Source organism: Pantoea sp. USMM079 (assembly GCF_037153115.1).
Lineage (GTDB): Bacteria > Pseudomonadota > Gammaproteobacteria > Enterobacterales > Enterobacteriaceae > Pantoea > Pantoea communis.
The window spans coordinates 50,476-73,730 of record NZ_JBBCKX010000027.1; the positions used below are offsets into that span (position 1 = coordinate 50,476).

Sequence of the window (23,255 nt, forward strand, 5' to 3'; positions counted from 1 at the left end):
GGCAATAAAAAAGGCCGCTTGCGCGGCCTTTTCAACAGGTGACAACTTAGTGTTTGTGCTCGACCGGATGGCCTTGCTCAATCTCCGCTTTGTTCTTACCAAAGCGGCGACGTACCACCACGAAGAACACCGGCACGAAGAAGATCGCCAACGCGGTTGCGGTTACCATGCCGCCCATTACGCCAGTACCTACGGCGTTCTGTGCGCCGGAACCGGCACCGGTACTGATGGCCAGCGGCAGAACACCGAGGATAAAGGCCAGTGAGGTCATCAGAATTGGACGCAGACGCATACGTGCTGCTTCCAGTGTTGATTCCACCAAACCTTTCCCTTCCTTCTCCATCAAATCCTTGGCGAATTCAACGATCAGGATGGCGTTCTTCGCCGACAAGCCAATGGTTGTCAGCAGTCCCACCACGAAGTAGACGTCGTTACTGAGTCCGCGCAGGGTGGTGAAGATCAATGCACCGACCACACCCAGCGGCACCACCAGCATAACGGAGAACGGAATCGACCAGCTCTCATACAATGCCGCCAGACACAGGAACACCACAATCAGCGAGATGGCGTACAGGGCAGGGGCCTGGTTACCGGACAGACGTTCCTGGTAAGACATACCGGTCCAGTCATAGCCGATACCCGCAGGCAGTTTGCCCGCCAGCTCTTCCATCAGGTTCATGGCATCGCCGGAGCTCTTGCCTGGTGCAGCCTGACCCAGAATCTCCATCGATGGTAAGCCGTTGTAACGTTCCAGACGTGGTGAACCGTACTGCCACTTCGCCGAAGAGAAGGCTGAGAACGGAACCATAGTGCCGGAGCTGTTACGCACAAACCATTTGCTGATGTCATCTGGCAACATACGCGAGTCAGCCTGGCCCATGACGTACACTTTCTTCACACGACCACGGTCGATGAAGTCATTGACGTACGAACCACCCCAGCCCGCGCCCAGCGTGGTGTTGATGTCAGACAGCGACACACCCAACGCCTGCGCTTTTTCCTGATCGATGATCAGTTTGTACTGTGGCGTATCTTCCATACCGTTTGGACGCACGCCCACCAGCGTATCCGGATGCTGGGCAATCATGCCAAACAGCTGGTTACGCGCAGCGGTCAACTTCTCGTGCCCCAGGTTACCCTGGTCAGTCAGCATGAAGTCAAAGCCGGTGGCGTTACCCAGTTCGATAATCGCTGGCAGGTTGAACGGGAAGACCATCGCATCTTTAATCTGACCCAACGCCTGCATGGCGCGTCCGGCAATTGCTGGTACTTTTAGGCTGGCATCGCCACGCTCATCCCACGGCTTGAGGCTGACAAACGCGATACCGGTGTTCTGACCACGACCCGCAAAGCCAAAGCCGTTAACGGTAAATACCGAGTTAACGCTGTCTTTCTCTTTGTTCAGGAAGTAATCCGTCACCTGATCCAGCACTTTCTGCGTACGTTCCTGGGTTGCACCGGCAGGCAACTGCGCCTGCGCCAGTAACAGACCTTGGTCCTCTTCCGGCAGGAAGGAGGTCGGCAGTTTCAGGAACAGATACGCCATACCGACCACGATCACCAGATAGATGACTAAATAGCGGCCGGTACTGCGAACGATGTGGCCAACGCTATCGACGTAATGGTTAGTGCTCTTGTCGAACAGACGGTTGAACCAGCCGAAGAAGCCGGTGGTTTTACCGTGGTCGCCTTTCTTGATCGGCTTCAGCATGGTGGCACAGAGTGCCGGCGTCAGAATCAACGCCACCAGTACTGACAGTGCCATCGCGGAAACGATGGTGATCGAGAACTGACGATAGATAACCCCGGTCGAGCCACCGAAGAAGGCCATCGGGATAAATACTGCGGACAGCACCAGGGCAATACCGACCAGCGCGCCCTGAATCTGCTCCATCGAACGTTTCGTCGCTTCTTTTGGCGGTAAACCTTCTTCCGCCATAACACGCTCAACGTTCTCGACCACCACGATGGCGTCATCCACCAGCAGGCCGATGGCAAGCACCATGCCGAACATCGTTAGCGTGTTTATCGAGTAACCGAATGCACTGATGATGGCAAAGGTACCCAACAGCACCACCGGAACCGCGATGGTTGGAATCAAGGTCGCGCGGAAGTTCTGCAGGAACAGATACATCACCAGGAACACCAGCACGATCGCTTCAAACAGCGTTTTCACCACTTCGAAGATCGAGATCTTAACGAACGGCGTGGTGTCGTACGGATAAACGGTTTTCATGCCAGCCGGGAAGAAGGGCTGCAATTTTGCCAGCTCATCTTTTACGGCTTGTGCGGTATCCAGGGCGTTAGCCCCAGTCGCCAGCTTGATACCGATACCTGAAGCGGGTTTGCCGTTATAGCGTGCGATGATCTCGTAGTTTTCACCGCCGAGTTCAATTTTCGCCACGTCACGCAAGCGGACTTGCGAACCGTCTTGGTTGACTTTCAACAGAATGTTGCCGAACTCTTCGGTATTGGTCAGACGGGTCTGCGCAATAATCGAGGCGTTCAGCTGCTGGCCTGGCACTGGCGGTGTACCACCTAACTGACCGGCGGCAACCTGGGTGTTCTGGGTGCCTAATGCACTGATCACATCGACCGGCGTCAGCTGGTAGTTGTTGAGTTTGTGCGGATCCAGCCAGATGCGCATCGCGTACTGCGCACCAAACACCTGAGTATCACCGACGCCAGGCGTACGGCTGATCGGGTCTTTGATGTTTGAAGCAACATAGTCAGAGATATCATTCTGCGTCATGCTGCCGTCATCACTGACAAAGCCGGCTACCATCAGGAAGCTGCTGGAGGATTTTTTAACCTGAATACCTTGCTGCTGTACTTCCTGTGGCAGCAGTGGCATCGCCAGCTGCAGCTTGTTCTGTACCTGTACCTGCGCGATATCGGCGTTGGTACCGGACTGGAAGGTCAGCGTCAGGGTTAAAGTACCGGACGAGTCACTGCTCGAGGCCATATACATCAGGCCATCGATGCCGTTCATGTTTTGTTCGATAACCTGGGTTACCGAATCCTGCAGCGTTTTCGCATCAGCACCCGGGTAGGTTGCCTGGATTTCAACCGCCGGCGGCGCAACATTGGGATATTGCTCAATCGGCAAGCTGATAATCGCAAGAGTACCTGCCAGCATAATGATGATGGCAAGCACCCAGGCAAAAATGGGGCGATCGATAAAGAACTTAGCCATGTATCAGTGGCTCCTGTTTAGGACGATGATTTAGCAGACTGTGATTCCGGTGCTGCTTTGGCATCATCTTTGACTTCTTGTGGTGTCACCTGCGCACCTGGCTTGGCACGCTGAAGACCGACGGTGATCACGCGATCGCCTTCTTTCAGGCCATCCGTTACCAGCCATTTGTCGCCAAATGCCTGATTAGCGGTGATATTACGGACTTCCACTTTATTATCTGCGCCCACCACCATCGCGGTTGCCTGACCGGTTGGGGTACGGGTTACGCCCTGTTGCGGTACCAGCAGTGCGGTTGGGTTGGTGCCTTCATCCAGACGCGCACGCACAAACATCCCTGGCAGCAGGCGGTGGTCCGGGTTCGGGAAGATGGCGCGCAGCGTGATGGAGCCGGTGGTTTCATCCACGGTCACATCAGAGAATTCCAATGTGCCTGTCTGCGTGTATGCGTTACCGTTTTGCATCAAGAGCGTGACGTTGGCTTTGCCGTCATTTTGTTTCAGTTGACCGGATTCCAGTTCTGCGCGCAAACGCAGGAAATCATCACTGGATTGGGTCACATCGACATACATTGGATCGAGCTGCTGCACGGTTGCCAGCGCAGTGGTTTGACCGCTGGATACCAGAGCGCCCTCAGTGACTGACGATTTACCAATGCGACCGCTGATCGGCGACGTCACTTTGGTGTAAGCCAGATTGATGCGTGCGGTTTCCACATTGGCCTGGGCTGCCTGAACGGCTGCAGCCGTCTGTGCAGCGGTGGCCGCAGCGGTGTCATAGTCCTGCTGACTAATGTACTTAGTACCCAGCAGCGGCTTATAACGTTTGATGGTTAACTGCGCGACGTGTGCATTGGCTTGCGCCTGTGCTAAATCGCCTTTGGCGCTGTCATAAGCCGCCTGGTAAGTTGCCGGATCGATCTGATACAGGGACACGCCTGCTTTGATATCCGTTCCTTCCTCAAAATTACGCTTCAGAATAATGCCTGACACCTGAGGGCGCACTTCTGCCACGCGGAATGCCGAAGTACGTCCTGGCAGTTCGGTGGTAATTTTCAAAGGCTCGTTTTTTAACGTCACAACACCCACTTCTGGGGGCTGCTGCTGGGCGGCTTGCTGGGATTTATTATCATCACATCCTGTTAACACAAAGCTGCCTGAAAGCATCAGGACGGCCGCCAGAGGCGCTAATCCTCTGTTTTTATTCATAAATAAACCTCTAGTGTCCGATATCAAATGATCAATGGATCACAAACCGATAAACCCATTGCTGCGTTAAAACACGGGTCGTGCTATGGTACATACATTCACAAATGTATGTAAACTTGCCAGTTTGTAAAAAAAGTCCTCTATGGCACGAAAAACCAAAGCGCAAGCACTTGAAACGCGGAACCAAATTCTGGATGCCGCTTTAGCACACTTCTCTGAACACGGTGTGGCTGCCACATCCCTGGCAGATATCGCAACAGCGGCCGGCGTCACGCGCGGTGCTATCTACTGGCATTTCAAAAATAAAGCCGATGTTCTGCATGAAATCTGGCTTCGGTGTGACGCTGGGCTTGACGATGTGGAACTTGAGTATCAGACAAAATACCCGGGCGATCCACTTTCTGTTATCCGTTCGATGTTGATCTATATCCTTGACGCCACAGCAAAGGATCCACAAAGACGCGCATTAATGGAGATTATCTTCCATAAATGTGAATTCGTTGGCGAAATGTCGACATTACAGGATATGCGTCAAAGTTTACTGCTTGAGTGTTACGACCGAATTGAATTGGTGCTACGTGAGTGTATCGAAGTGGGACAATTGCCTGCGGGATTGAACACGTTGCAATCGGCGCGTCTGATGTGCGGCTATATCAACGGTATGATGGAAAACTGGCTGTTTAACCCGCAGGCGTTTGATCTGGCAGCAGATGCGCCGCAGTTGGTGGATGCCTTTATTGATATGCTGCGGCTCAGTCCCACCCTCTCCTCGGCGCGTTAATTTACGCCCTCTGCCGCCTGTTTCTGCTGATAATCGCGTTGGACAATCGCCAGCGCGGCTAACACGGTTGCGGTCGGCACCTGGTTCTCTTCCAGCAGTTGAATCAAATCCACTGCCAGTTTGATCTCATCGGATGCAGTTTCCAGTGACATGATCTCTCCTTGTTAAATACGTAATTTTGCCGCCACCAGCAGCATCAAAATGGAACCCAGCAGTGCCACCCCAAAGCCAGCGGGATGCAACGTCGCTAAATCACCCGTTGTAAAATAAGTCGCGATGTAACCCCCAATTAACGCACCAATCACGGCCAGCACCAGCGTTGGAACAAACCCACCCGGCCGACCGGGAAAAACCATGCGCTTGATGCAGCCAGCCACCACGCCAATCGCTATCCACATAATTAGGGTCATGATTTTCCTCCTTCATTCATAGGGGGAGTATATATCCTAAATAATTTCAGGTGCAGGCAAGTGGCAAAGGAATGAACCCGCAAGCGCTTACTCAGGTAAGACATGGGGGGAATGAGCGTAGCCAACGCACCTGCCCTGTGAAGTATGACGGGTATAAAGGAAAGTGGGCGGTGATTACCGTACCGGGCCTGACATTTCCAGTTTGTGCATCGCATGGCGACAGCGTGCCAGCCGCTCGTGCAGCACTTCGATATCGCGGATCAACTGCTGCTGCACGCTGAGGGTTTCGGCGCGCGCCAGATGTTGCTCACGTTGTTCAATCATCGCCAGCAAGCGCGTTTCATAGCCCTGATACTCTTCGCGCTTCGACTGGCGCGGATCTACGCGAGGACGCTCACGCTGGGTGCGCAGTTGCTGGCTCTGGCATTCGCGTTGCAGGGCGGCAATCTGGTCCAGCACCTTCTCCGCCAGCCACTGACGGCGTATGACGTCGGTATCAGCAGCGCTAAGCTGGGTTAAATTCTGTTCCAGCTCAGCGAGATAATCAGCGAGCCGCGTGCCTTTGCAATGGAACAGTTGGGCGTCAAAACGGGGCTGTCGGCAGGCACCATCGCGTTGCTGCGCGATTTGCTGTCGTAGCTGATCGACAATGGCGAGCAGACGTTGATGTGCGGGTGGTTGGGGCATCACTCTGATTCCGACTGTGTTAACGTAGCGCAGTTCCGATTTTATCAGGCATCAGGCATGCAACGAATTTTTCTTCTGTGTCTTGGCTGGCTGGCGATTGTGCTGGGCACGCTGGGCATTGTATTACCTTTATTACCGACCACGCCATTTGTGTTGCTGGCCGCCTGGTGCTTTGCCCGTTCGTCACCGCGTTTTCACCACTGGCTGCTGTGGCGCTCGCCGTTTGGTCGCTACATCCGCCACTGGCAACAGCATCGCGCCATGCCGCCCGGCGCCAAAGGCCGCGCCATGTTGCTGATTGTCATCACCTTTGCCGCTTCTATTTATCTGGTTAACATGCTGTGGGTGCGGGTTATGCTGGGCATCATGTTGTGCGCGCTGCTTTTGTTTATGTGGCGTATCCCGGTAGTGGCAGAAAATGCTGACAGCGGCGATTAAGTGCGGCAGGGTTGCATTTAGACAGGTATTTGCATAGATTTGGGCATCTTCGTGCGTGGCTTCCCTTTTTAAACGTCTTCGCTTAACCCGGTTTCCGGGTATTGGCGCTGTCGGATGCTGCGCGTATTAGATATTTTTCCAGGCGTAACACTTATGACCGCAACTGCTCAGCAGCTTGAACTCATCAAAAACAGCATCAAAAGCATCCCTGACTACCCTAAGCCGGGCATCCTGTTCCGTGACGTCACCAGTTTGATGGAAGATCCGCAGGCCTATGCCGCGTCGATTGCCATTCTGGTTGAGCGCTATCGTGACAAAGGCATCACCAAAGTGGTGGGTACCGAAGCACGTGGCTTCCTGTTTGGTGCACCGGTGGCACTGGGTCTGGGTGTCGGTTTTGTGCCGGTGCGTAAGCCGGGCAAGCTGCCGCGTGAAACCTACAGCGAGAGCTATGAGCTGGAGTACGGCTCTGATGCGCTGGAGCTGCACAAAGATGCCATTAAGCCAGGTGATGTGGTGCTGGTGGTGGACGATCTGCTGGCCACCGGCGGTACGCTGGAAGCCACGGTGAAACTGATCCGCCGTGCCGGTGGTGAAGTGAAAGATGCTGCGTTCGTGATCAACCTGTTTGATCTGAGCGGTGAAGCGCGCCTTAACGCGATCGGCATTGATTGCTACAGCCTCGTGAATTTCCCCGGCCATTAAGGCCCAGTGCGCCGCTGGCCTTGGCCATCGCGGCGCATTTCATTGCGCGTTCCTGCCATCGTACCCTTGTATCAATATCTGATAAATCGTACCGCTCAAGCGGATGCGCGATGAAATTCAGCGCCTGCAGCGCGGGTATAGGCATATCCTGTTGTGGCTGTTAGACTACTGCCCATATAAACAGGGGTTGCGAAGCTGCATTTTTCCTCTTTGTCTTGTGGCGGAACCCGGTTCACTTAGCCGCACCGCTGTGCCAACTCAATAAATTCCAGTGATTGAATCCACATGAGCTATCAGGTACTTGCGCGAAAATGGCGTCCCCAGGCTTTCGCTGACGTAGTCGGTCAGGAACATGTGCTGACTGCGCTGGCCAACGGATTGTCACTGGGACGAATCCATCATGCTTATCTCTTCTCCGGTACACGCGGCGTGGGGAAAACCTCGATCGCCCGTTTGCTGGCGAAAGGTCTTAACTGCGAAACCGGCATCACCTCCACGCCATGTGGTCAGTGTGATAACTGCCGTGAAATCGAGCAGGGGCGCTTTGTCGATCTGATTGAGATCGATGCCGCGTCACGCACCAAAGTCGAAGACACGCGCGATTTGCTGGATAACGTGCAGTACGCCCCGGCGCGCGGTCGCTTCAAGGTTTATCTGATCGATGAAGTGCACATGCTTTCGCGCCACAGCTTTAATGCGCTGTTGAAAACGCTGGAAGAGCCGCCGTCGCACGTCAAATTCCTGCTGGCGACTACCGATCCGCAAAAACTGCCGGTCACTATTCTGTCGCGTTGCCTGCAGTTCCATCTTAAAGCGCTCGACGTCGAGCAAATTCAGCAGCAGTTAGTGCATATATTGCAGCAGGAGCAGATTGCCGCCGAGCCGCGTGCACTGCATCTGCTGGCGCGTGCCGCTGATGGCAGTATGCGTGATGCCCTGAGTCTCACCGATCAGGCGATTGCCATGGGGCAGGGCAGCGTGACGCGTGAAACCGTGGCGCAAATGCTGGGCACGCTGGATGACGAACAGCCGCTGGCGCTGATTGAAGCGCTGGTGGAGGGCCAGGGCGAACAGGTGATGGCACTGCTGAATCAGGCGGCATCGCGTGGTGTCGAGTGGGAAGCGCTGCTGGTCGAGATGCTGCGATTGCTGCATCGCGTGGCAATGGTGCAACTGCTGCCGGCTTCGCTGGGTGAGGATGATGTAAATCAGGCACAGCGCTTGCGCGATTTAGCGCGTGTCTTACCGCCCGCCGACGTGCAGCTCTACTACCAAACTTTGTTGATGGGACGTAAAGATCTGCCGCTGGCACCGGATCGTCGCCTCGGCGTCGAGATGACGCTGCTGCGCGCGCTGGCGTTCCATCCGCAGGCGACCATTGCCGAGCCGGTTGCGCGGCCCAGTCTGATCCCGCAGGCGGCACCGCAAGCGTCTGCTGCATCCGCAGGCGTTGCTGCGCCGGCCTCTTCCGCTCAGGTTACTGCTCCAGCTTCGTCAGCCAACACTGCCGCGTCAGCAACGCCAGCGGCTTCCGCTCACGGACCTGCAGCCACTTCTTCGGCACCTCGCACCGCCTCTGCCGCGCAGCCGCAGATGGCGCCGCCAATGCAGGACGCACCGCCGATGGCTGATGATTACGCCGATATGCAACCGGCGCCAGAACATATGTCCGACTCCACCAGCCAGCTGTTACAGGCGCGAACGCAGTTGCTGCGTCAGGGAGCCGGCAAAGCAAAAAAGAGTGAGCCGGCAGCGCGTCCCGCGCGGCCGGCGAACCCGGCGCTGGAACGTCTTGCCAGTGTCACCGAACGCGTGCAGCAGCGTGCGTCTGAACCCGCGGTAAAAACGCCCGCGAAGCCAGAAGCCTATCGCTGGAAAGCCCAGCAAACGGTCGAGGTAAAAGCGGAGCCCATCGCAACGCCAAAAGCCTTGCGTTCCGCTCTGGAGCATGAGAAAACGCCTGAGCTGGCGCTTCGTCTGGCCGAAGAAGCCCAGCAGCGCGATGCGTGGGCCGCCGAAATAGCCGCACTGACGTTGCCAAAACTGGTGCAGCAGGTGGCGTTAAACGCGTGGAAAGAGGTGGGCGAGAACGCCGTCACGCTGCATTTGCGCAGCAGTCAACGCCACCTGAATTCAGCGTCGGCAAAACAGGCGTTGACGGAAGCGCTCAGTCAGGCAGCCGGACAAACGGTTGAACTGACCATCGTTGAAGACGATAATCCTGCGGTGTTGACGCCACTGGAATGGCGTCAGGCCATTTATGAAGAGAAACTGGTGCAGGCGCGCCAGTCGATTGAAAGTGATACTCACATTCAGACATTGCGTCGATTCTTCGATGCCGATCTGGATGAAGAGAGTATTCGACCCGTTTGAACACCCGCTGTCGCGCGTGAGTGGCGCGCAGCCCCAGCAGAGAGAGAAGACTATGTTTGGTAAAGGCGGATTGGGCAACCTGATGAAACAGGCCCAGCAGATGCAAGACAAAATGGCCAAAGTTCAGGAAGAGATTGCCGCGCTGGAAGTGACCGGTGAATCAGGCGCTGGCCTGGTCAAAGTCACCATTAACGGTGCACATAACTGCCGCCGTGTTGAAGTCGATCCAAGCTTGCTGGAAGACGACAAAGACATGCTGGAAGATCTGATTGCGGCAGCCTTCAACGATGCAGCACGTCGTATCGATGAAACGCAGAAAGAGAAAATGGCTTCTGTGTCTTCTGGTATGCAGTTGCCACCTGGCTTCAAGATGCCGTTCTGATGCAAACCAGTCCACTGCTTGAATCTTTGATGGAGTCGCTGCGTTGCCTGCCGGGCGTGGGCCCGAAATCGGCGCAGCGCATGGCTTTTCAGCTGTTACAGCGCGATCGTAGCGGTGGTATGCGTCTGGCGCAGGCTTTGACCCGCGCGATGTCGGAAATCGGCCACTGTGCCGATTGCCGCACTTTCACCGAGCAGGAAATTTGCACCATCTGCGCCAATCCGCGCCGTCAACAAAACGGCCAGATTTGCGTGGTGGAGAGTCCTGCCGATATCCACGCCATTGAGCAAACCGGCCAGTTTGGCGGCCGTTACTTTGTGCTGATGGGCCACTTGTCACCGCTGGATGGCATCGGTCCGCAAGATATCGGTCTGGATCGGTTAGAGCAGCGCCTCGAGCGTGAAACGCTGACCGAAGTGATCCTCGCCACCAACCCAACGGTGGAAGGTGAAGCCACGGCCAACTACATCGCTGAGCTGTGCGGGCAATATGGCGTTGATGCCAGCCGCATTGCACACGGTGTGCCGGTCGGTGGTGAGCTGGAAATGGTCGATGGCACCACGCTGTCGCACTCACTTGCCGGACGCCACAAGATTAAATTCTAATCACTTGCCGATGTCTTCACCGACATCGGCTTGAAATTCCCATCATCATCCCCATTTCTCTCTCAACATATGATCAACCCCGATTTAGTTGAGGTAGCAATGACCATGAAAGGACAAGAGACGCGTGGCTTCCAGTCAGAGGTAAAACAACTTCTGCACCTGATGATTCACTCCCTCTATTCAAACAAAGAGATTTTCCTGCGTGAACTGATCTCCAACGCTTCGGATGCCGCCGACAAACTGCGCTTCCGCGCCCTGTCCACGCCGGATCTGTATGAAGGCGATGGCGACCTGCGCGTGCGTATCTCGGTCGATAAGGATAATCGTACGCTGACCTTAAGCGATAACGGTATCGGTATGCGCCGTGATGAGGTGATTGAGAACCTCGGTACCATCGCGAAGTCCGGCACCAAATCCTTCCTTGAATCCATGGGCTCAGACCAGGCGAAAGACAGTCAGCTGATCGGTCAGTTTGGCGTGGGCTTCTACTCGGCGTTTATCGTTGCAGATAAAGTCACCGTGCGTACTCGTGCTGCGGGCGCGAAAGCCGATGAAGCCGTGTTCTGGGAATCGGCGGGCGAGGGTGAATACACTCTGGCAGAAATTGAGAAAGCCGATCGCGGTACCGAAATCACGCTGCACTTCCGCGAAGGCGAGGATGATTTCCTCGATGCGTGGCGCGTACGCAACGTGATCAGCAAATACTCCGATCACATTGCGCTGCCGGTTGAGATTGAGACCAAAGACGAAGAGAACGACACCACTACCTGGGAGAAGATCAACAAAGCTCAGGCGCTGTGGACGCGCAACAAGTCTGACATCAGCGACGAAGAGTACAACGAGTTCTATAAACACATCGCCCATGATTACAGCGATCCGGCGATCTGGAGCCACAACCGTGTTGAAGGCAAGCAGGAGTACACCAGCCTGCTGTACATCCCGCAGCGTGCGCCATTCGACATGTTCAACCGCGACAGCAAACACGGCCTGAAGCTGTATGTGCAGCGCGTGTTCATCATGGACGATGCCGAGCAGTTCATGCCGAACTACCTGCGCTTCGTACGTGGCCTGATAGATTCCAACGATCTGCCGCTGAACGTCTCGCGTGAAATCCTGCAGGACAGCCGTGTCACCCAGAGCCTGCGCGCCGCGCTGACCAAGCGTAGCCTGCAGATGCTGGAAAAACTGGCTAAAGACGACGCCGAAAAATACCAGCAGTTCTGGAAAGAGTTTGGTCTGGTCCTGAAAGAAGGCCCCGCCGAAGACAACACCAATCAGCAGGCGATTGCTAAACTGCTGCGCTTTGCCACCACGCAGAGTGAAGGCGCTGAGCAGACCATTTCGCTGGACGATTACCTGAGCCGCATGGTGGAAGGGCAGGATAAGATTTACTACATCACTGCTGACAGCTATGCCGCCGCGAAGAGCAGCCCGCATCTGGAACTGTTCCGCAAAAAAGGTATCGAGGTGCTGCTGCTGTCCGATCGTATCGACGAGTGGATGATGAGCTACCTGACCGAGTTCGACGGTAAAACCTTCCAGTCAGTGAGCAAAGCGGATGAGTCGCTGAGCAAACTGGCCGATGAAGAGACCGAAGAGCAGAAGGAAGCGGAAAAAGCGCTGGAGCCGTTTGTTGAGCGCGTGAAAACGCTGCTGGGCGAGCGTGTGAAAGAGGTGCGTCTGACTCATCGTCTGACCGACACCCCGGCGATTGTCACCACCGACGCCAACGAAATGACCACCCAGATGGCGAAGCTGTTTGCTGCTGCGGGCCAGGAAGTGCCGGATGTGAAGTACATCTTCGAAATCAACCCGGAGCATACGCTGGTGAAACGCGTGGCGGATACCCATGACGAAGCGCATTTTGCTGAATGGGTTGAGCTGCTGCTGGATCAGGCGCTGCTGGCTGAGCGCGGCACGCTGGACGATCCTAACCAGTTTATCCGTCGTATGAACCAACTGCTGACGGCATAAGCCATTCAGCGCCCGCGCCGGTTGGCATCAATACCGGCGGCAGGGTTGGCAAGAGACAAAAAGGTCGGCATTGAATGCCGACCTTTTTTTAATGCAGCGCCTGATCGCGCAGCCAATCCCGGAACAACGTTTTCTCCGCATCATGCTGACGTGACATTTTCGTCATCATCCAGGTGGCGCGGTCCACACGCACAAATCCCAATGGGGCGATAAGCGTACCGTCGCTCAACTCCTGCCTGACCAGTAAGCGCGGGGCCATGATCACCCCTAAACCATTTCTCGCCGCCTGAATGCCCAGAGTGAGATTATCGAAATGCTTACCGACCCAATAATTGCCACGCGCACCGCTGGTTTTCGCCCACTCGGCCCAGGCATGCAGCCGCGTGTCGGCATGCAGCAGCGGCAATGACGCTAAATCCTGCTCATTGTGAAAACGCGCGGCATACTGAGGTGCGCAAAGCGGGCCGATGTAGTCATCGCTGATCAGCGTAGCATCAATATCCTCATCCGGTGACTGCTCATAGCTGAGAATCAGCACATCGGTGTGTTCACTGCGCAACTGGTCGATCTCCACCAGCGGCTGAAACTGCACTTCAATATCGGGATAGCGTTGATAAAAACTGCTAATACGTGGAATCAGCCATTGCGAGAGAAAACTGGGCGCGCAAGATACGCTGAGGTGATGACGCATGCCGGTGCGAATGCTTTCGCAGGTGGTGGAGAGTTCGCTAAACGCCTTCTGACAGCTCACCAGCAAGCGCTCGCCGTGTGAGGTTAATTTGACGCGTCCATTGGTGCGGACGAATAAGGGCTTTCCCATCCAGCTTTCCAGCTGTCTAATCTGATGGCTAATGGCGCTGTGAGTCACATGAAGACGCTCGGCCGCCACGCTAAAACTGCTGTGCAGTGCTGCCTGATGAAAATAGTGCAGTGCACGTAACGACGGAAGCGCGGTCATACTCATCCCCTGTGTAAAAACCTAACAGGGATTGTCAGTTTATATCATTTTAATGTCCAGCCGCATTGGCCTAACCTTTCCCCCAGATTATGGCGGGTTGACGGATGGCGTTGTCTGTGTTTAACGCGGCTAATGTTCCCTCCTCAATCTGCGACACACACAGCATCCTTATAATTAGAGAAACCTCACGCGATGGATCACCAACATGCTACTGCCAGGGCGGCGGCAGCGCGCGATCGACTTCGCGGCTTGCTATCCCGTCACTATCGGCTGGAAAATTACGATCTTTTCTTTGCACCCTCTTTGCATATTGCGCGGGTGCTGCTCTCACAACTGTTTTTGCGCCAGGAGCAGGCGCGCAACCAAACCCGTTATGCCTCGCAATATCCGGTCAGCGAACTGAGTGTGTTACCTGCAGTGCCCATGATGGCCGGTAACATTGCGCTGGTGGAGCATGTCGACATGCAGCAGGGGCGGGTGCGTTCGCTGGCGGAGTGTCAAAGTCAGGGCGTGACCGATGCCTCAGAATCCTTTGCGACCTTGTTGCATAAACGATTAATCAGCGATGCGCGATTGTTTGTGGCGCGGCTCGATCGTCATGCGGCGTTAAGCAGTGACCTGGTGTTAATTGCATTGAAAACCTGCGATTTCAGCACGCTGGTGCGCAGCGAATTGCGGTTATTTGAGCAGGGACTGGCCTTTGGCTCGTCACTGGATCAAACCCTTGAAATGATGGAAAACAGCGACTGGCGGCCGTTTAATATCGCTAGCGTGGATAATATTACGCTTGAGGCCCCGGTTAAGCTGCAATCGATTCAGCAGCACGGCTTACCTTTCGCCCTGTTCCCCATGCCGGTCAGTCTTACCTTGCCCGACTTACCGCAGGATATGCATCTGCTTCCCGCTCATCACCGATTGCGCCTGCATGCCAACGTGCGCGGCGGTGTGAACAAAAATCAAAACGTCACGCCGATCCTGAAGAGACGTCTGAAAGACGTGTTAAGCGTTAGCCTTGATTCTTAAAAACGGGCACTCTGCTGGTGTTTTGCGCTAAAGCAAGTCAAAGTAAAGCTTTCACCGGAAGCGCGCCTGTTTCCTTGTGGTGCGCGGGTCATAATGGTATGTTCTTGGCCTTCTCAGATTGATCAATGCGATTCGCAAGGGGAATTACGCAATGCGTATTATTCTGCTCGGGGCACCGGGCGCAGGTAAAGGCACTCAGGCTCAATTCATCATGGAGAAATACGGTATTCCGCAAATCTCCACCGGTGACATGTTGCGTGCGGCAGTTAAAGCAGGCACCGAACTGGGCCAACAGGCGAAAGCCATCATGGATGCCGGTAAACTGGTGACAGACGAGCTGGTGATTGCGCTGGTTAAAGAGCGTATCGCGCAGGAAGACTGCAAAAACGGTTTCCTGCTCGATGGCTTCCCACGCACTATCCCACAAGCTGATGCCATGAAAGACGCGGGCATCAATGTGGACTTCGTGCTGGAGTTTGCCGTACCGGACGAACTGATTGTGGATCGTATTGTTGGTCGTCGCGTGCATGCGCCGTCTGGCCGCGTGTATCACGTCACCTATAATCCTCCAAAAGTGGAAGGCAAAGATGACGTGACCGGCGAAGAGCTGACCACGCGTAAAGACGACCAGGAAGAAACCGTGCGTAAGCGTCTGGTGGAATACCATCAGCTGACTGCACCGCTGATTGCTTACTACAGCAAAGAAGCGGAAGCCGGTAACACCCAGTATCACAAGATCGACGGCACCCGTAAGGTGGCTGAAGTGAGCACGCAGCTGGCCGGTATTCTCGGTTAATGCGGATCAGGGGCCGGTTGTCCGGCCCTTTTGCAGCAATTGCTTTCCCCTCCCACGATTTCCGCTACAATTTCCCCCTGATTTTGATCCATTCGTTTTGACATCAAGGAAATACCAATGAGGCAAGAAAAGCCTGGGGTTTTGCTGGTCAACTTAGGCACACCTGATGCGCCTACAACACCTGCCGTTAAGCGCTATCTGAAACAGTTCCTTGGCGACCCGCGCGTGGTGGATACACCGCGTTGGTTGTGGTGGCCGATTCTCAATTTCGCCATTTTGCCGTTCCGTTCGCCGCGCGTGTCGAAGCTGTACGCCTCGGTGTGGATGAAAGAAGGCTCTCCGCTGATGGTGTTCAGCAAGCAGCAGCGCGATGCGCTGGCGCAGCGCGTGGATATGCCGGTTGAGCTGGGCATGAGCTACGGCCAGCCAAGCCTCGACGGGGCGGTACAGCGTTTGCTGGACCAGGGTGTCACCAAACTGATTGTGTTGCCGCTCTATCCGCAATTCTCGTGCTCGACGGTGGCTGCCGTTTGGGACGGATTATCCGCCAGCTTTAAACCGCTGCGCTCCCTGCCTGAAGTGGCTTTCATTCGCGATTATGCCGAGCATCCTGCCTATATCGCAGCACTGAAGGCTTCGGTTGAGCGTTCGTTTGCGCAGCATGGCGAACCGGACCTGCTGGTGCTGTCGTATCACGGCATCCCACAGCGCTTTGCCGACGAAGGTGATGATTATCCGCAGCGCTGCAAAGACACTACCGAGGGGCTGGCTGCCGCGTTGGGCATCGCGCCGCACAAAATCATGATGACCTTCCAGTCACGCTTCGGTCGCGAGCCATGGTTGACACCGTACACCGACGAAACCATGCAAGGTTTACCGGCCAAGGGCATCAAACATGTGCAGGTGATGAGTCCCGGCTTCTCCGCAGACTGTCTGGAAACCCTGGAAGAGATCAGCGAGCAGAACTGTGAGTTCTTCCTGCACGCCGGTGGCGAGAAGTTCGAATACATTCCCGCGCTCAACGCCGATGACGAGCACATCGAGATGATGGTTCAGCTGGTCAACGCACGCCGATAAAGTGCTGGCAGAGAGTGTGATATCATTCTCTGTCAGATTTCCCTTACGGCAGCCACGATGAAATTTCCCGGCAAACGCAAATCCAAACACTATTTCCCCGTTAACGCGCGCGATCCGCTGCTGCAAGCCACACCTCAAGAGCAGGAAGAGGGCAGTTGTGTGGTGGGTATCGACCAGACGCTGGTGGATATTGAAGCCAAAGTTGATGATGACTTTCTGCAACGCTACGGGCTGAGCGCCGGCAACTCGCTGGTGATCGACGATGCTACCGCAGAAGCTTTGTATGACGAGCTGATGCGCGATGCGCTGATCAGCCATCAATTTGCCGGCGGCACCATCGGTAATACGCTGCACAACTATTCCGTGCTGGCCGATGACCGTTCCGTATTGCTCGGCGTGATGTGCAACAACATCCCGATTGGCGGCTACGCTTATCGCTATCTGTGCAACACCTCCAGCCGTATGGATCTCAACTTCCTGCAGGGCGTGGATGGCGCGATTGGCCGCTGCTTCACTCTGATTGGTGAGCAGGGCGAACGCACCTTTGCCATCAGCCCGGGTTTAATGAACCAACTGCAGGCGGACAGCATTCCGGAAGAGGTGATTGCCGGGGCGTCGACGCTGGTGCTGACTTCCTATCTGGTGCGCTGCCAGCCGGGTGAACCGATGCCAGCGGCCACGCTGCGTGCCATCGACTACGCGAAAAAACATAACGTGCCGGTGGTGCTGACGCTGGGAACCAAATACGTGATTCAGGACGATCCGCAGTTCTGGCGCGATTTCCTGCGCGATCATGTGTCGATCGTGGCGATGAACGAAGAAGAGGCGCTGGCGCTGACCGGTGAGCAGGATCCGCTGCTGGCGTCAAATATTGCGCTGGACTGGGTGGATCTGGTGCTGTGCACTGCTGGCCCTACCGGTTTGTATATGGCTGGCTTCACCGAAGATGAATTCAAGCGCAAAACCAATCATCCGCTGCTGCCGGGCGCAATTGCCGAGTTCAACCAATATGAGTTCAGCCGCGCTATGCGTCATCAGGATTGCCAGCAGCCGCTGCGCATCTTCTCGCACATCGCGCCTTATATGGGCGGCCCTGAGAAGATCATGAACACCAACGGCGCGGGCGATGGTGCTCTGGCCGCGCTGCTGCACGACATCACTGCCAATAATTTCCACCGCCAGAAAGTGCCGAACTCCAGTAAACACGCACGCGGTTATCTCACCTATTCGTCGCTGGCGCAGGTGTGTAAGTATGCCAACCGGGTGAGTTATCAGGTGCTGAATCAGCATTCACCGCGTCTGATGCGCGGGCTGCCTGAGCGGGAAGACAGTTTAGAAGAGTCGTACTGGGACAGGTAACAGTGAACCCGTAACGGCGCGATTTATCGCGCGTTTGTTGGCAGCGGTGCTGCTTGAATTGCGCGATTAATCCCGCCGCTACGGTGTCTGTTGAATAGCGGCGCTACGGTATCAGTTGAATTATGGCGCTACGGTGTCTGTTATATCGGGCACTCCCGCACAATCGGGTTCTGCGCAATCTCTTCCTGCAGCACGTTCAACATGCTGTTGGCGATCTCACGCTCGCCCATCACCACGCGATTGGCACCGCGTTCCATGATGTAATTCACTTCATCGTCGTAATGCGCGCGGGCAATAATTTCGATATCCGGACGCTTCTCACGAGCGGCGGTGACAATTTCCCCGGCTTCGTAACCGTTTGGAATGGTCAGCAGCAGCCAGCGTGCACAGTCGAGTCGGGCTAACTCCATGGTATCGACGCGAGCCGCATTGCCCAGCACCGCCTTGATCCCTTGCTCACGCAGCGCTTCAACGCGCGGACGGGAATTTTCCACCACCACCAGCGGCACATCGGCTTCCATCAGCTGCTGGCCCAGCAAGCTGCCAACGCGGCCATAACCCACAATGACCGCGTGATTACAGATATCCAGCGGAATCTGCTTCTCTTCTTCAATCGCCTCTTCCAGCGTCTGCTCTTCGATGGTTTCAGTCTTATCGAGGTAGCGCTCCAGAAGGGTAAACAGAATCGGGTTGAGCATAATCGAGAGGATCGCAGCCGCCAGCACCAGATTGCGTCCTTCATCACTCAACATGCCGAGTGAAATACCTAATCCGGCAAGGATAAAAGCAAATTCCCCAATCTGCGCCAGACTCACTGAAATGGTCATGGCGGTGCGGCGCGAGTGGCCGAGCAGCGTCACCAGCAGCCAGGCGGCGATGGATTTCCCGAGCACGATGATCGCCAGCGCGCCCAGCACCGCCAGCGGCTGCTCGATCAAAATCATCGGGTCAAACAACATACCGACCGAGACAAAGAACAGCACCGCAAAAGCATCGCGTAGTGGGAGAGTATCGTGCGCGGCACGGTGGCTGAGTTCGGATTCGTTAAGCACCATACCGGCAAAGAAGGCGCCGAGGGCGAAGGAGACATCGAAGAATTCAACCGCACCGAAAGCGATGCCCAGCGCCAGGGCCAGTACGGATAAGGTAAAGAGTTCACGCGATCCGGTGGCGGCACTTTTTGCCAGAATCCACGGCACCACGCGACGGCCGACCACCATCATCAGCACCATAAAGGCGACGACTTTGCCGATGGTCAGCATCAGGTCCCAGAACAGCAGAGAGGGGCTGGCGTTGCCTTCTTCCAGCATTCCGGCAATGGCGGGCAGCAGCACCAGCGTCAGGACCATCACCAAATCTTCAACAATCAGCCAGCCAATGGCGATCTGCCCCCGCTGGCTATCAATCAGTTGACGCTCTTCCAGCGCACGCAGCAACACCACAGTACTGGCGGTGGAGAGACAGAGGCCAAACACCAGACCGGTCATCCACGACCAGCCCATCGCCCACGACAGCCCCATTCCCAGCAGCGTGGCCACCGCGATTTGCGCGATGGCGCCGGGAATGGCGATCGACTTTACCGACATCAAATCCTTCAGCGAGAAGTGCAAACCCACGCCAAACATTAGCAGGATAACGCCGAGTTCGGCGAGCTCAGGCGCGAGGTTAGTATCGGCGACGAAGCCCGGGGTAAAGGGACCGGCGAGCACGCCAGCCAGCAGATAACCGACCAGCGGGGAGATTCGCAGACGGTTGGCAATCATTCCAAGGATAAAGGCGAGGACCAGGCCCCCGACAATGGTGGTGATCAACGGTGTGGTGTGATGCATGCCTGTCTCCTTGTGTGCAAATGTATCCGCTTGTAACAACCTAGTGTAATGCACAATCGCTAACCACGTTTAAACATTTGAGCGGTGAAAAGCGATTAAATTGAAAAATTAAGAAGAAAACGCAGCTTAAGCAGCATTTTCCTCAGTTATCTCATACTATCGGCAGGTTTTACGCAGAATGGAGGGGGGCGAGGAAAAAGCGTTGCCCCCCAAAAGTGGCTTACGCGTGGCGGTTATCAGGTAAGAAAGCGGTTAAAAGGCCGATTAAAGGCAGCCAGGCACAGATTTGATATACCCATTCGATGCTGGTGTGGTCTGCCACCACGCCGAGTACTGCAGCACCAAGCCCGCCCATGCCAAAGGCAAAACCGAAAAACAGCCCGGAAACCATACCGATACGTCCCGGCATCAGCTCCTGCGCATATACCAAAATGGCAGAAAACGCCGAGGCGAGAATCAACCCGATGATCACGCTCAGTACGCTGGTCCACATTAAGTTGGCGTGTGGCAGCAGCAAGGTAAAGGGCGCAACGCCGAGAATCGATACCCAAATCACGTATTTACGGCCAATTTTGTCGCCAATCGGCCCGCCAATAATAGTGCCCGCAGCCACCGCGCCGAGGAAGGCAAACAGATGGAATTGCGAGGCCTGAACAGAAAGTCCGAACTTCTGGATTAAATAGAAGGTGTAGTAGCTGCTGAGGCTGGTGAGATAGAAGTATTTAGAGAATATCAGCAGCAGCAAAATGCTGATCGCCAACGCCACTTTCTTACGCGGCAGCGGGTTAACCGGAGCAACCGTTGCCTTTGCTTTACTGGCGCGCTGCTGGTGGCTATACCAGCGGCTGACCTGCAGCAGCACGATAATGCCGAGCAGTGCCGCCAGCACGAACCAGGCAAGATGCCCTTTGCCGTAAGGGGCCACGATCATCGCTGCCAACAACGGACCTAACGCGCTACCAAAGTTGCCGCCCACCTGGAACAGGGATTGAGCCAGGCCATGACGTCCACCGGAGGCCATACGCGCCACGCGCGAAGATTCCGGATGAAACACCGAGGAACCACTGCCCACCAGCGCGGCAGCGAGCAGCACCTGCGGATAGGTGCTGGAGAACGTCAGCAGCACCAGACCACACAGCGTAAAGCCCATCCCCACCGGCAAAGACCAGGGTTTTGGGTATTTGTCGGTGTAATGACCGATGATCGGCTGTAGCAGCGAAGCGGTGACCTGAAAGGTTAGCGTTATCAGACCTATCTGGACGAAGTTAAGGCTAAAATCTTTTTGCAGCATCGGGTAGATCGCCAGCAGCAGCGATTGCAGCATATCGTTGAGCAGATGCGCGAGGCTGATGGCACCTAAAATGCCAAAAGCGGTCCGTCCCGGTGCGCGTGCCGGGGTTGCGATGTCACTTGCCATAAAAATCCTGAAGAGTGCGGTTATCGTTATCAGTTTGTTACTACCGCATGACTCTATAAGCCTTTAGTCTTGAGTTAAAGTGCCATCTGTGCGACACAGAAGGGTGATAAAGCACATTAAGTCCACGGCAAAGTGGAAAGACGCAGAATAAGGAGATCGGCTTTGTTGTTATTCCCGCGGAGAGGGCGCTGGCTGGCGCTGATCATGCTGTTGCTGCCGATGCTGGCGCAGGCATGGCAGACGGATCGCAGTTATCGATTCAGTATTCTGCACACCAACGATCATCACGGTCGCTACTGGACCAATGCGCAGGGCGAATACGGTCTGGCGGCGCAGAAAACGCTGATGGATAAACAGCGTTATGATGTGCAGGCTAAAGGCGGTGGTGCCTTGATCCTTTCCGCCGGAGACGTGAATACCGGCGTGCCGGAATCGGATCTGCTCAATGCCGAACCCGATATTCGTGGCATGAACCTCATCGGCTACGATGCCATGGCGCTCGGCAATCACGAATTCGATAAGCCGCTCAGCGTGCTGCAACAGCAACAGAAGTGGGCCAAATTTCCCTTCCTCTCTGCCAATATCTATCAAAAGGGCACCGACCAGCGTCTGTTCAAGCCGTGGGCGATCTTTAATCGCATGGGGCTGAAGATCGCGGTGATTGGCCTGACCACCACCGATACGCTGAAAATTTCCAATCCGGAAAATATTGCCAATATCGACATCCGCGATCCGGTGAAAGAGACGGAAAAAGCGGTGGCGGAACTGCGTGCCAGTGAAAAACCCGATGTGATTGTGGCGCTGACTCACATGGGCCATTACGACGATGGGCAGCACGGCAGCAACGCACCGGGTGATGTGGAACTGGCGCGCAGCCTGCCGCCGGGCACTATTAATGTGATTATTGGTGGCCACTCGCAGGACGCGGTGTGCATGGAAAAAGATAACGTCAGCGTGAAAGATTATCAGCCCGGCCAGCCTTGTCAGCCCGATCGCCAAAATGGCGTGTGGATCATGCAGGCAAAAGAGTGGGGCAAATACGTCGGGCGCGGCGATTTCACCTTCCGCAACGGCGAATTGACGCTGGACAGCTATCAGCTGATCCCGGTGAACCTCAAGCACGAAGTGAAGAATCTGGATGGCAGTGTTTCCTGGCTTACCTGGCAGGAAGAGATCCCACCCAACAGCGCAATGATGAAATTGTTGACGCCGTATCAACTGCGCGCGGCAAAGAAACTCGACGTCACGGTTGGCAGCAGTGATGGCGTGTTCGTGGGCGAACGCGACAAAGTGCGCTTTGAACAAACCAACCTTGGGCAGCTGATTCTGCGCGCGCAGATGGCAGCGACCCAAGCGGATTTCGCGGTGATCAGTGGCGGTGGCATTCGCACTTCACTGGCCGCGGGCAAACTGAGCTGGCGCGATCTGTTGCAGGTGCAGCCGTTTGGTAATCAGGTGGTGTCAGTCACGCTGACCGGAGACGAATTACTGAAGTATCTTGCCACGGTTGCCAATATCAAGACCAACGCCGGTGGTTACGCGCAATTCAGCAATATCAGTCTGGTGGCGGATGGCAAAGCGGTGAGTGAGGTGAAGATCAATGGCGAGCCGCTGCAAAAAGACAAAACCTATCGCATGGCCACCAATAGCTTTAATGCCAGCGGCGGTGATGGTTATCCCAACATCGAGGCGCATGCGGGCTTCAGCAATACCGGACTGCGCGATGCAGATGTGCTGCGCGATTTTGTCACGGCGCACTCACCGCTGAAAATCGCCGACTATGCGCCAACCGGCATCGTGCATTTGACGGAGCAGCAGGTACAGGAGCGCGACAAAGCGCAGGAAAAACCCAGGAAGCGCAGCTACCCGCAAGCCATTTTGGCGTGGATCTGGCCGCGTGCGCTGCACAATTAAAAACGGCGCCCGATTTGAAGTGAACCCCTTAACCTGGACAGTTATAACATCGCCTGTTGGTACTGAGTTCGGTATTGTACCGGACTCAGTCCACCTAACCCCGTCTTGATCCGTTCGTAGTTG

General features: G+C 55.4%; 21 protein-coding genes and 1 other annotated feature. Of the genes, 12 read left to right on the forward strand and 9 right to left on the reverse strand.

Going from position 1 to position 23,255, the window contains the following annotated elements; genetic code table 11:
* Positions 1 to 46: 46 nt before the first annotated feature.
* Together WFP70_RS23255 and WFP70_RS23260 are read right to left on the reverse strand one after the other, a co-directional pair.
* A complete protein-coding gene (locus tag WFP70_RS23255) occupies positions 47 to 3,196 on the reverse strand; it encodes an efflux RND transporter permease subunit (RefSeq protein WP_337024552.1) in 3,150 nt (1,049 codons plus the stop codon).
* A gap of 17 nt (positions 3,197 to 3,213) precedes the next feature.
* Positions 3,214 to 4,404 (reverse strand): efflux RND transporter periplasmic adaptor subunit, encoded by a 1,191-nt coding sequence (locus WFP70_RS23260; protein ID WP_034828153.1) that lies wholly within the window; start codon positions 4,402 to 4,404, stop codon positions 3,214 to 3,216.
* A gap of 142 nt (positions 4,405 to 4,546) precedes the next feature.
* Between WFP70_RS23260 and acrR the strand changes: the two genes are divergently transcribed.
* Positions 4,547 to 5,185, forward strand: coding sequence for a multidrug efflux transporter transcriptional repressor AcrR (acrR, locus tag WFP70_RS23265; protein WP_034828155.1), 639 nt, complete (start codon positions 4,547 to 4,549; stop codon positions 5,183 to 5,185).
* Here acrR and rsmS read toward each other — a convergent pair.
* From rsmS to priC, 3 genes are all read right to left on the reverse strand, one after another.
* The gene (rsmS, locus tag WFP70_RS23270) at positions 5,182 to 5,337 is read right to left on the reverse strand and encodes a pleiotropic regulatory protein RsmS (protein ID WP_064511361.1); all 156 of its coding nucleotides are present in this window, start codon (positions 5,335 to 5,337) and stop codon (positions 5,182 to 5,184) included. The two genes, acrR and rsmS, sit on opposite strands and share 4 nt — an antisense overlap.
* Positions 5,338 to 5,349: 12 nt before the next feature.
* Positions 5,350 to 5,595 (reverse strand): GlsB/YeaQ/YmgE family stress response membrane protein, encoded by a 246-nt coding sequence (locus WFP70_RS23275; protein WP_034828157.1) that lies wholly within the window; start codon positions 5,593 to 5,595, stop codon positions 5,350 to 5,352.
* A 174-nt stretch (positions 5,596 to 5,769) separates the two neighbouring features.
* A complete protein-coding gene (gene priC, locus WFP70_RS23280) occupies positions 5,770 to 6,282 on the reverse strand; it encodes a primosomal replication protein (RefSeq protein WP_337024553.1) in 513 nt (170 codons plus the stop codon).
* A gap of 57 nt (positions 6,283 to 6,339) precedes the next feature.
* Here priC and WFP70_RS23285 point away from each other — a divergent pair, with 57 nt between their 5' ends.
* From WFP70_RS23285 to htpG, 6 genes are all read left to right on the forward strand, one after another.
* Positions 6,340 to 6,720: a DUF454 family protein gene (locus WFP70_RS23285; RefSeq protein ID WP_337024554.1), complete on the forward strand. Its 381-nt coding sequence runs from the start codon at positions 6,340 to 6,342 to the stop codon at positions 6,718 to 6,720.
* A 153-nt stretch (positions 6,721 to 6,873) separates the two neighbouring features.
* Complete coding sequence (gene apt, locus WFP70_RS23290; RefSeq protein WP_058962246.1) at positions 6,874 to 7,425, forward strand: adenine phosphoribosyltransferase; 552 nt, start codon at positions 6,874 to 6,876, stop codon at positions 7,423 to 7,425.
* Between the two features lie 285 nt (positions 7,426 to 7,710).
* Complete coding sequence (gene dnaX / locus WFP70_RS23295) at positions 7,711 to 9,798, forward strand: DNA polymerase III subunit gamma/tau (RefSeq protein WP_337024555.1); 2,088 nt, start codon at positions 7,711 to 7,713, stop codon at positions 9,796 to 9,798.
* Positions 9,140 to 9,201 (forward strand) — a sequence feature (DnaX frameshifting element). (Overlaps the previous gene by 62 nt.)
* A 52-nt stretch (positions 9,799 to 9,850) precedes the next feature.
* On the forward strand, positions 9,851 to 10,180 hold the full coding sequence (locus WFP70_RS23300) for a YbaB/EbfC family nucleoid-associated protein (RefSeq protein WP_031377860.1): 330 nt from the start codon (positions 9,851 to 9,853) through the stop codon (positions 10,178 to 10,180).
* On the forward strand, positions 10,180 to 10,785 hold the full coding sequence (gene recR / locus WFP70_RS23305) for a recombination mediator RecR (RefSeq protein WP_007886897.1): 606 nt from the start codon (positions 10,180 to 10,182) through the stop codon (positions 10,783 to 10,785). The genes WFP70_RS23300 and recR overlap by 1 nt, the downstream gene beginning before the upstream one ends.
* A 99-nt stretch (positions 10,786 to 10,884) precedes the next feature.
* Complete coding sequence (gene htpG / locus WFP70_RS23310; RefSeq protein ID WP_337024556.1) at positions 10,885 to 12,759, forward strand: molecular chaperone HtpG; 1,875 nt, start codon at positions 10,885 to 10,887, stop codon at positions 12,757 to 12,759.
* A gap of 88 nt (positions 12,760 to 12,847) precedes the next feature.
* Here the strand turns inward: htpG and WFP70_RS23315 are convergent, their stop codons facing one another.
* Positions 12,848 to 13,717, reverse strand: coding sequence for a LysR substrate-binding domain-containing protein (locus WFP70_RS23315; RefSeq protein ID WP_337024557.1), 870 nt, complete (start codon positions 13,715 to 13,717; stop codon positions 12,848 to 12,850).
* A gap of 192 nt (positions 13,718 to 13,909) precedes the next feature.
* Here WFP70_RS23315 and WFP70_RS23320 point away from each other — a divergent pair, with 192 nt between their 5' ends.
* The 4 genes from WFP70_RS23320 (at position 13,910) to WFP70_RS23335 (ending at position 17,972) form a co-directional block, all read left to right on the forward strand.
* On the forward strand, positions 13,910 to 14,740 hold the full coding sequence (locus tag WFP70_RS23320) for a DUF6024 family protein (protein WP_337024558.1): 831 nt from the start codon (positions 13,910 to 13,912) through the stop codon (positions 14,738 to 14,740).
* Positions 14,741 to 14,891: 151 nt separating this feature from the next.
* A complete protein-coding gene (gene adk / locus WFP70_RS23325) occupies positions 14,892 to 15,536 on the forward strand; it encodes an adenylate kinase (RefSeq protein ID WP_034828185.1) in 645 nt (214 codons plus the stop codon).
* A 117-nt stretch (positions 15,537 to 15,653) separates the two neighbouring features.
* Complete coding sequence (gene hemH / locus WFP70_RS23330) at positions 15,654 to 16,613, forward strand: ferrochelatase (protein WP_097117472.1); 960 nt, start codon at positions 15,654 to 15,656, stop codon at positions 16,611 to 16,613.
* 57 nt (positions 16,614 to 16,670) lie between these two features.
* Positions 16,671 to 17,972 (forward strand): inosine/guanosine kinase, encoded by a 1,302-nt coding sequence (locus tag WFP70_RS23335; protein ID WP_337024559.1) that lies wholly within the window; start codon positions 16,671 to 16,673, stop codon positions 17,970 to 17,972.
* 140 nt (positions 17,973 to 18,112) lie between these two features.
* On the opposite strand, the gene ybaL is transcribed toward WFP70_RS23335, so the two are convergent.
* Positions 18,113 to 19,801 carry a YbaL family putative K(+) efflux transporter gene (gene ybaL / locus WFP70_RS23340; RefSeq protein ID WP_034828192.1) on the reverse strand — a complete coding sequence of 563 codons (1,689 nt, stop codon included), beginning with the start codon at positions 19,799 to 19,801 and terminating at the stop codon, positions 18,113 to 18,115.
* A 220-nt stretch (positions 19,802 to 20,021) separates the two neighbouring features.
* Complete coding sequence (locus WFP70_RS23345) at positions 20,022 to 21,218, reverse strand: MFS transporter (RefSeq protein ID WP_034828194.1); 1,197 nt, start codon at positions 21,216 to 21,218, stop codon at positions 20,022 to 20,024.
* A 162-nt stretch (positions 21,219 to 21,380) separates the two neighbouring features.
* On the opposite strand from WFP70_RS23345, the gene ushA reads away from it, so the two are divergent.
* Positions 21,381 to 23,132, forward strand: coding sequence for a bifunctional UDP-sugar hydrolase/5'-nucleotidase UshA (ushA, locus tag WFP70_RS23350; protein WP_160867911.1), 1,752 nt, complete (start codon positions 21,381 to 21,383; stop codon positions 23,130 to 23,132).
* A gap of 41 nt (positions 23,133 to 23,173) precedes the next feature.
* Here ushA and WFP70_RS26845 read toward each other — a convergent pair.
* On the reverse strand, positions 23,174 to 23,255 hold an 82-nt coding region (locus WFP70_RS26845; protein ID WP_442956367.1), incomplete at its 5' end, for an IS3 family transposase.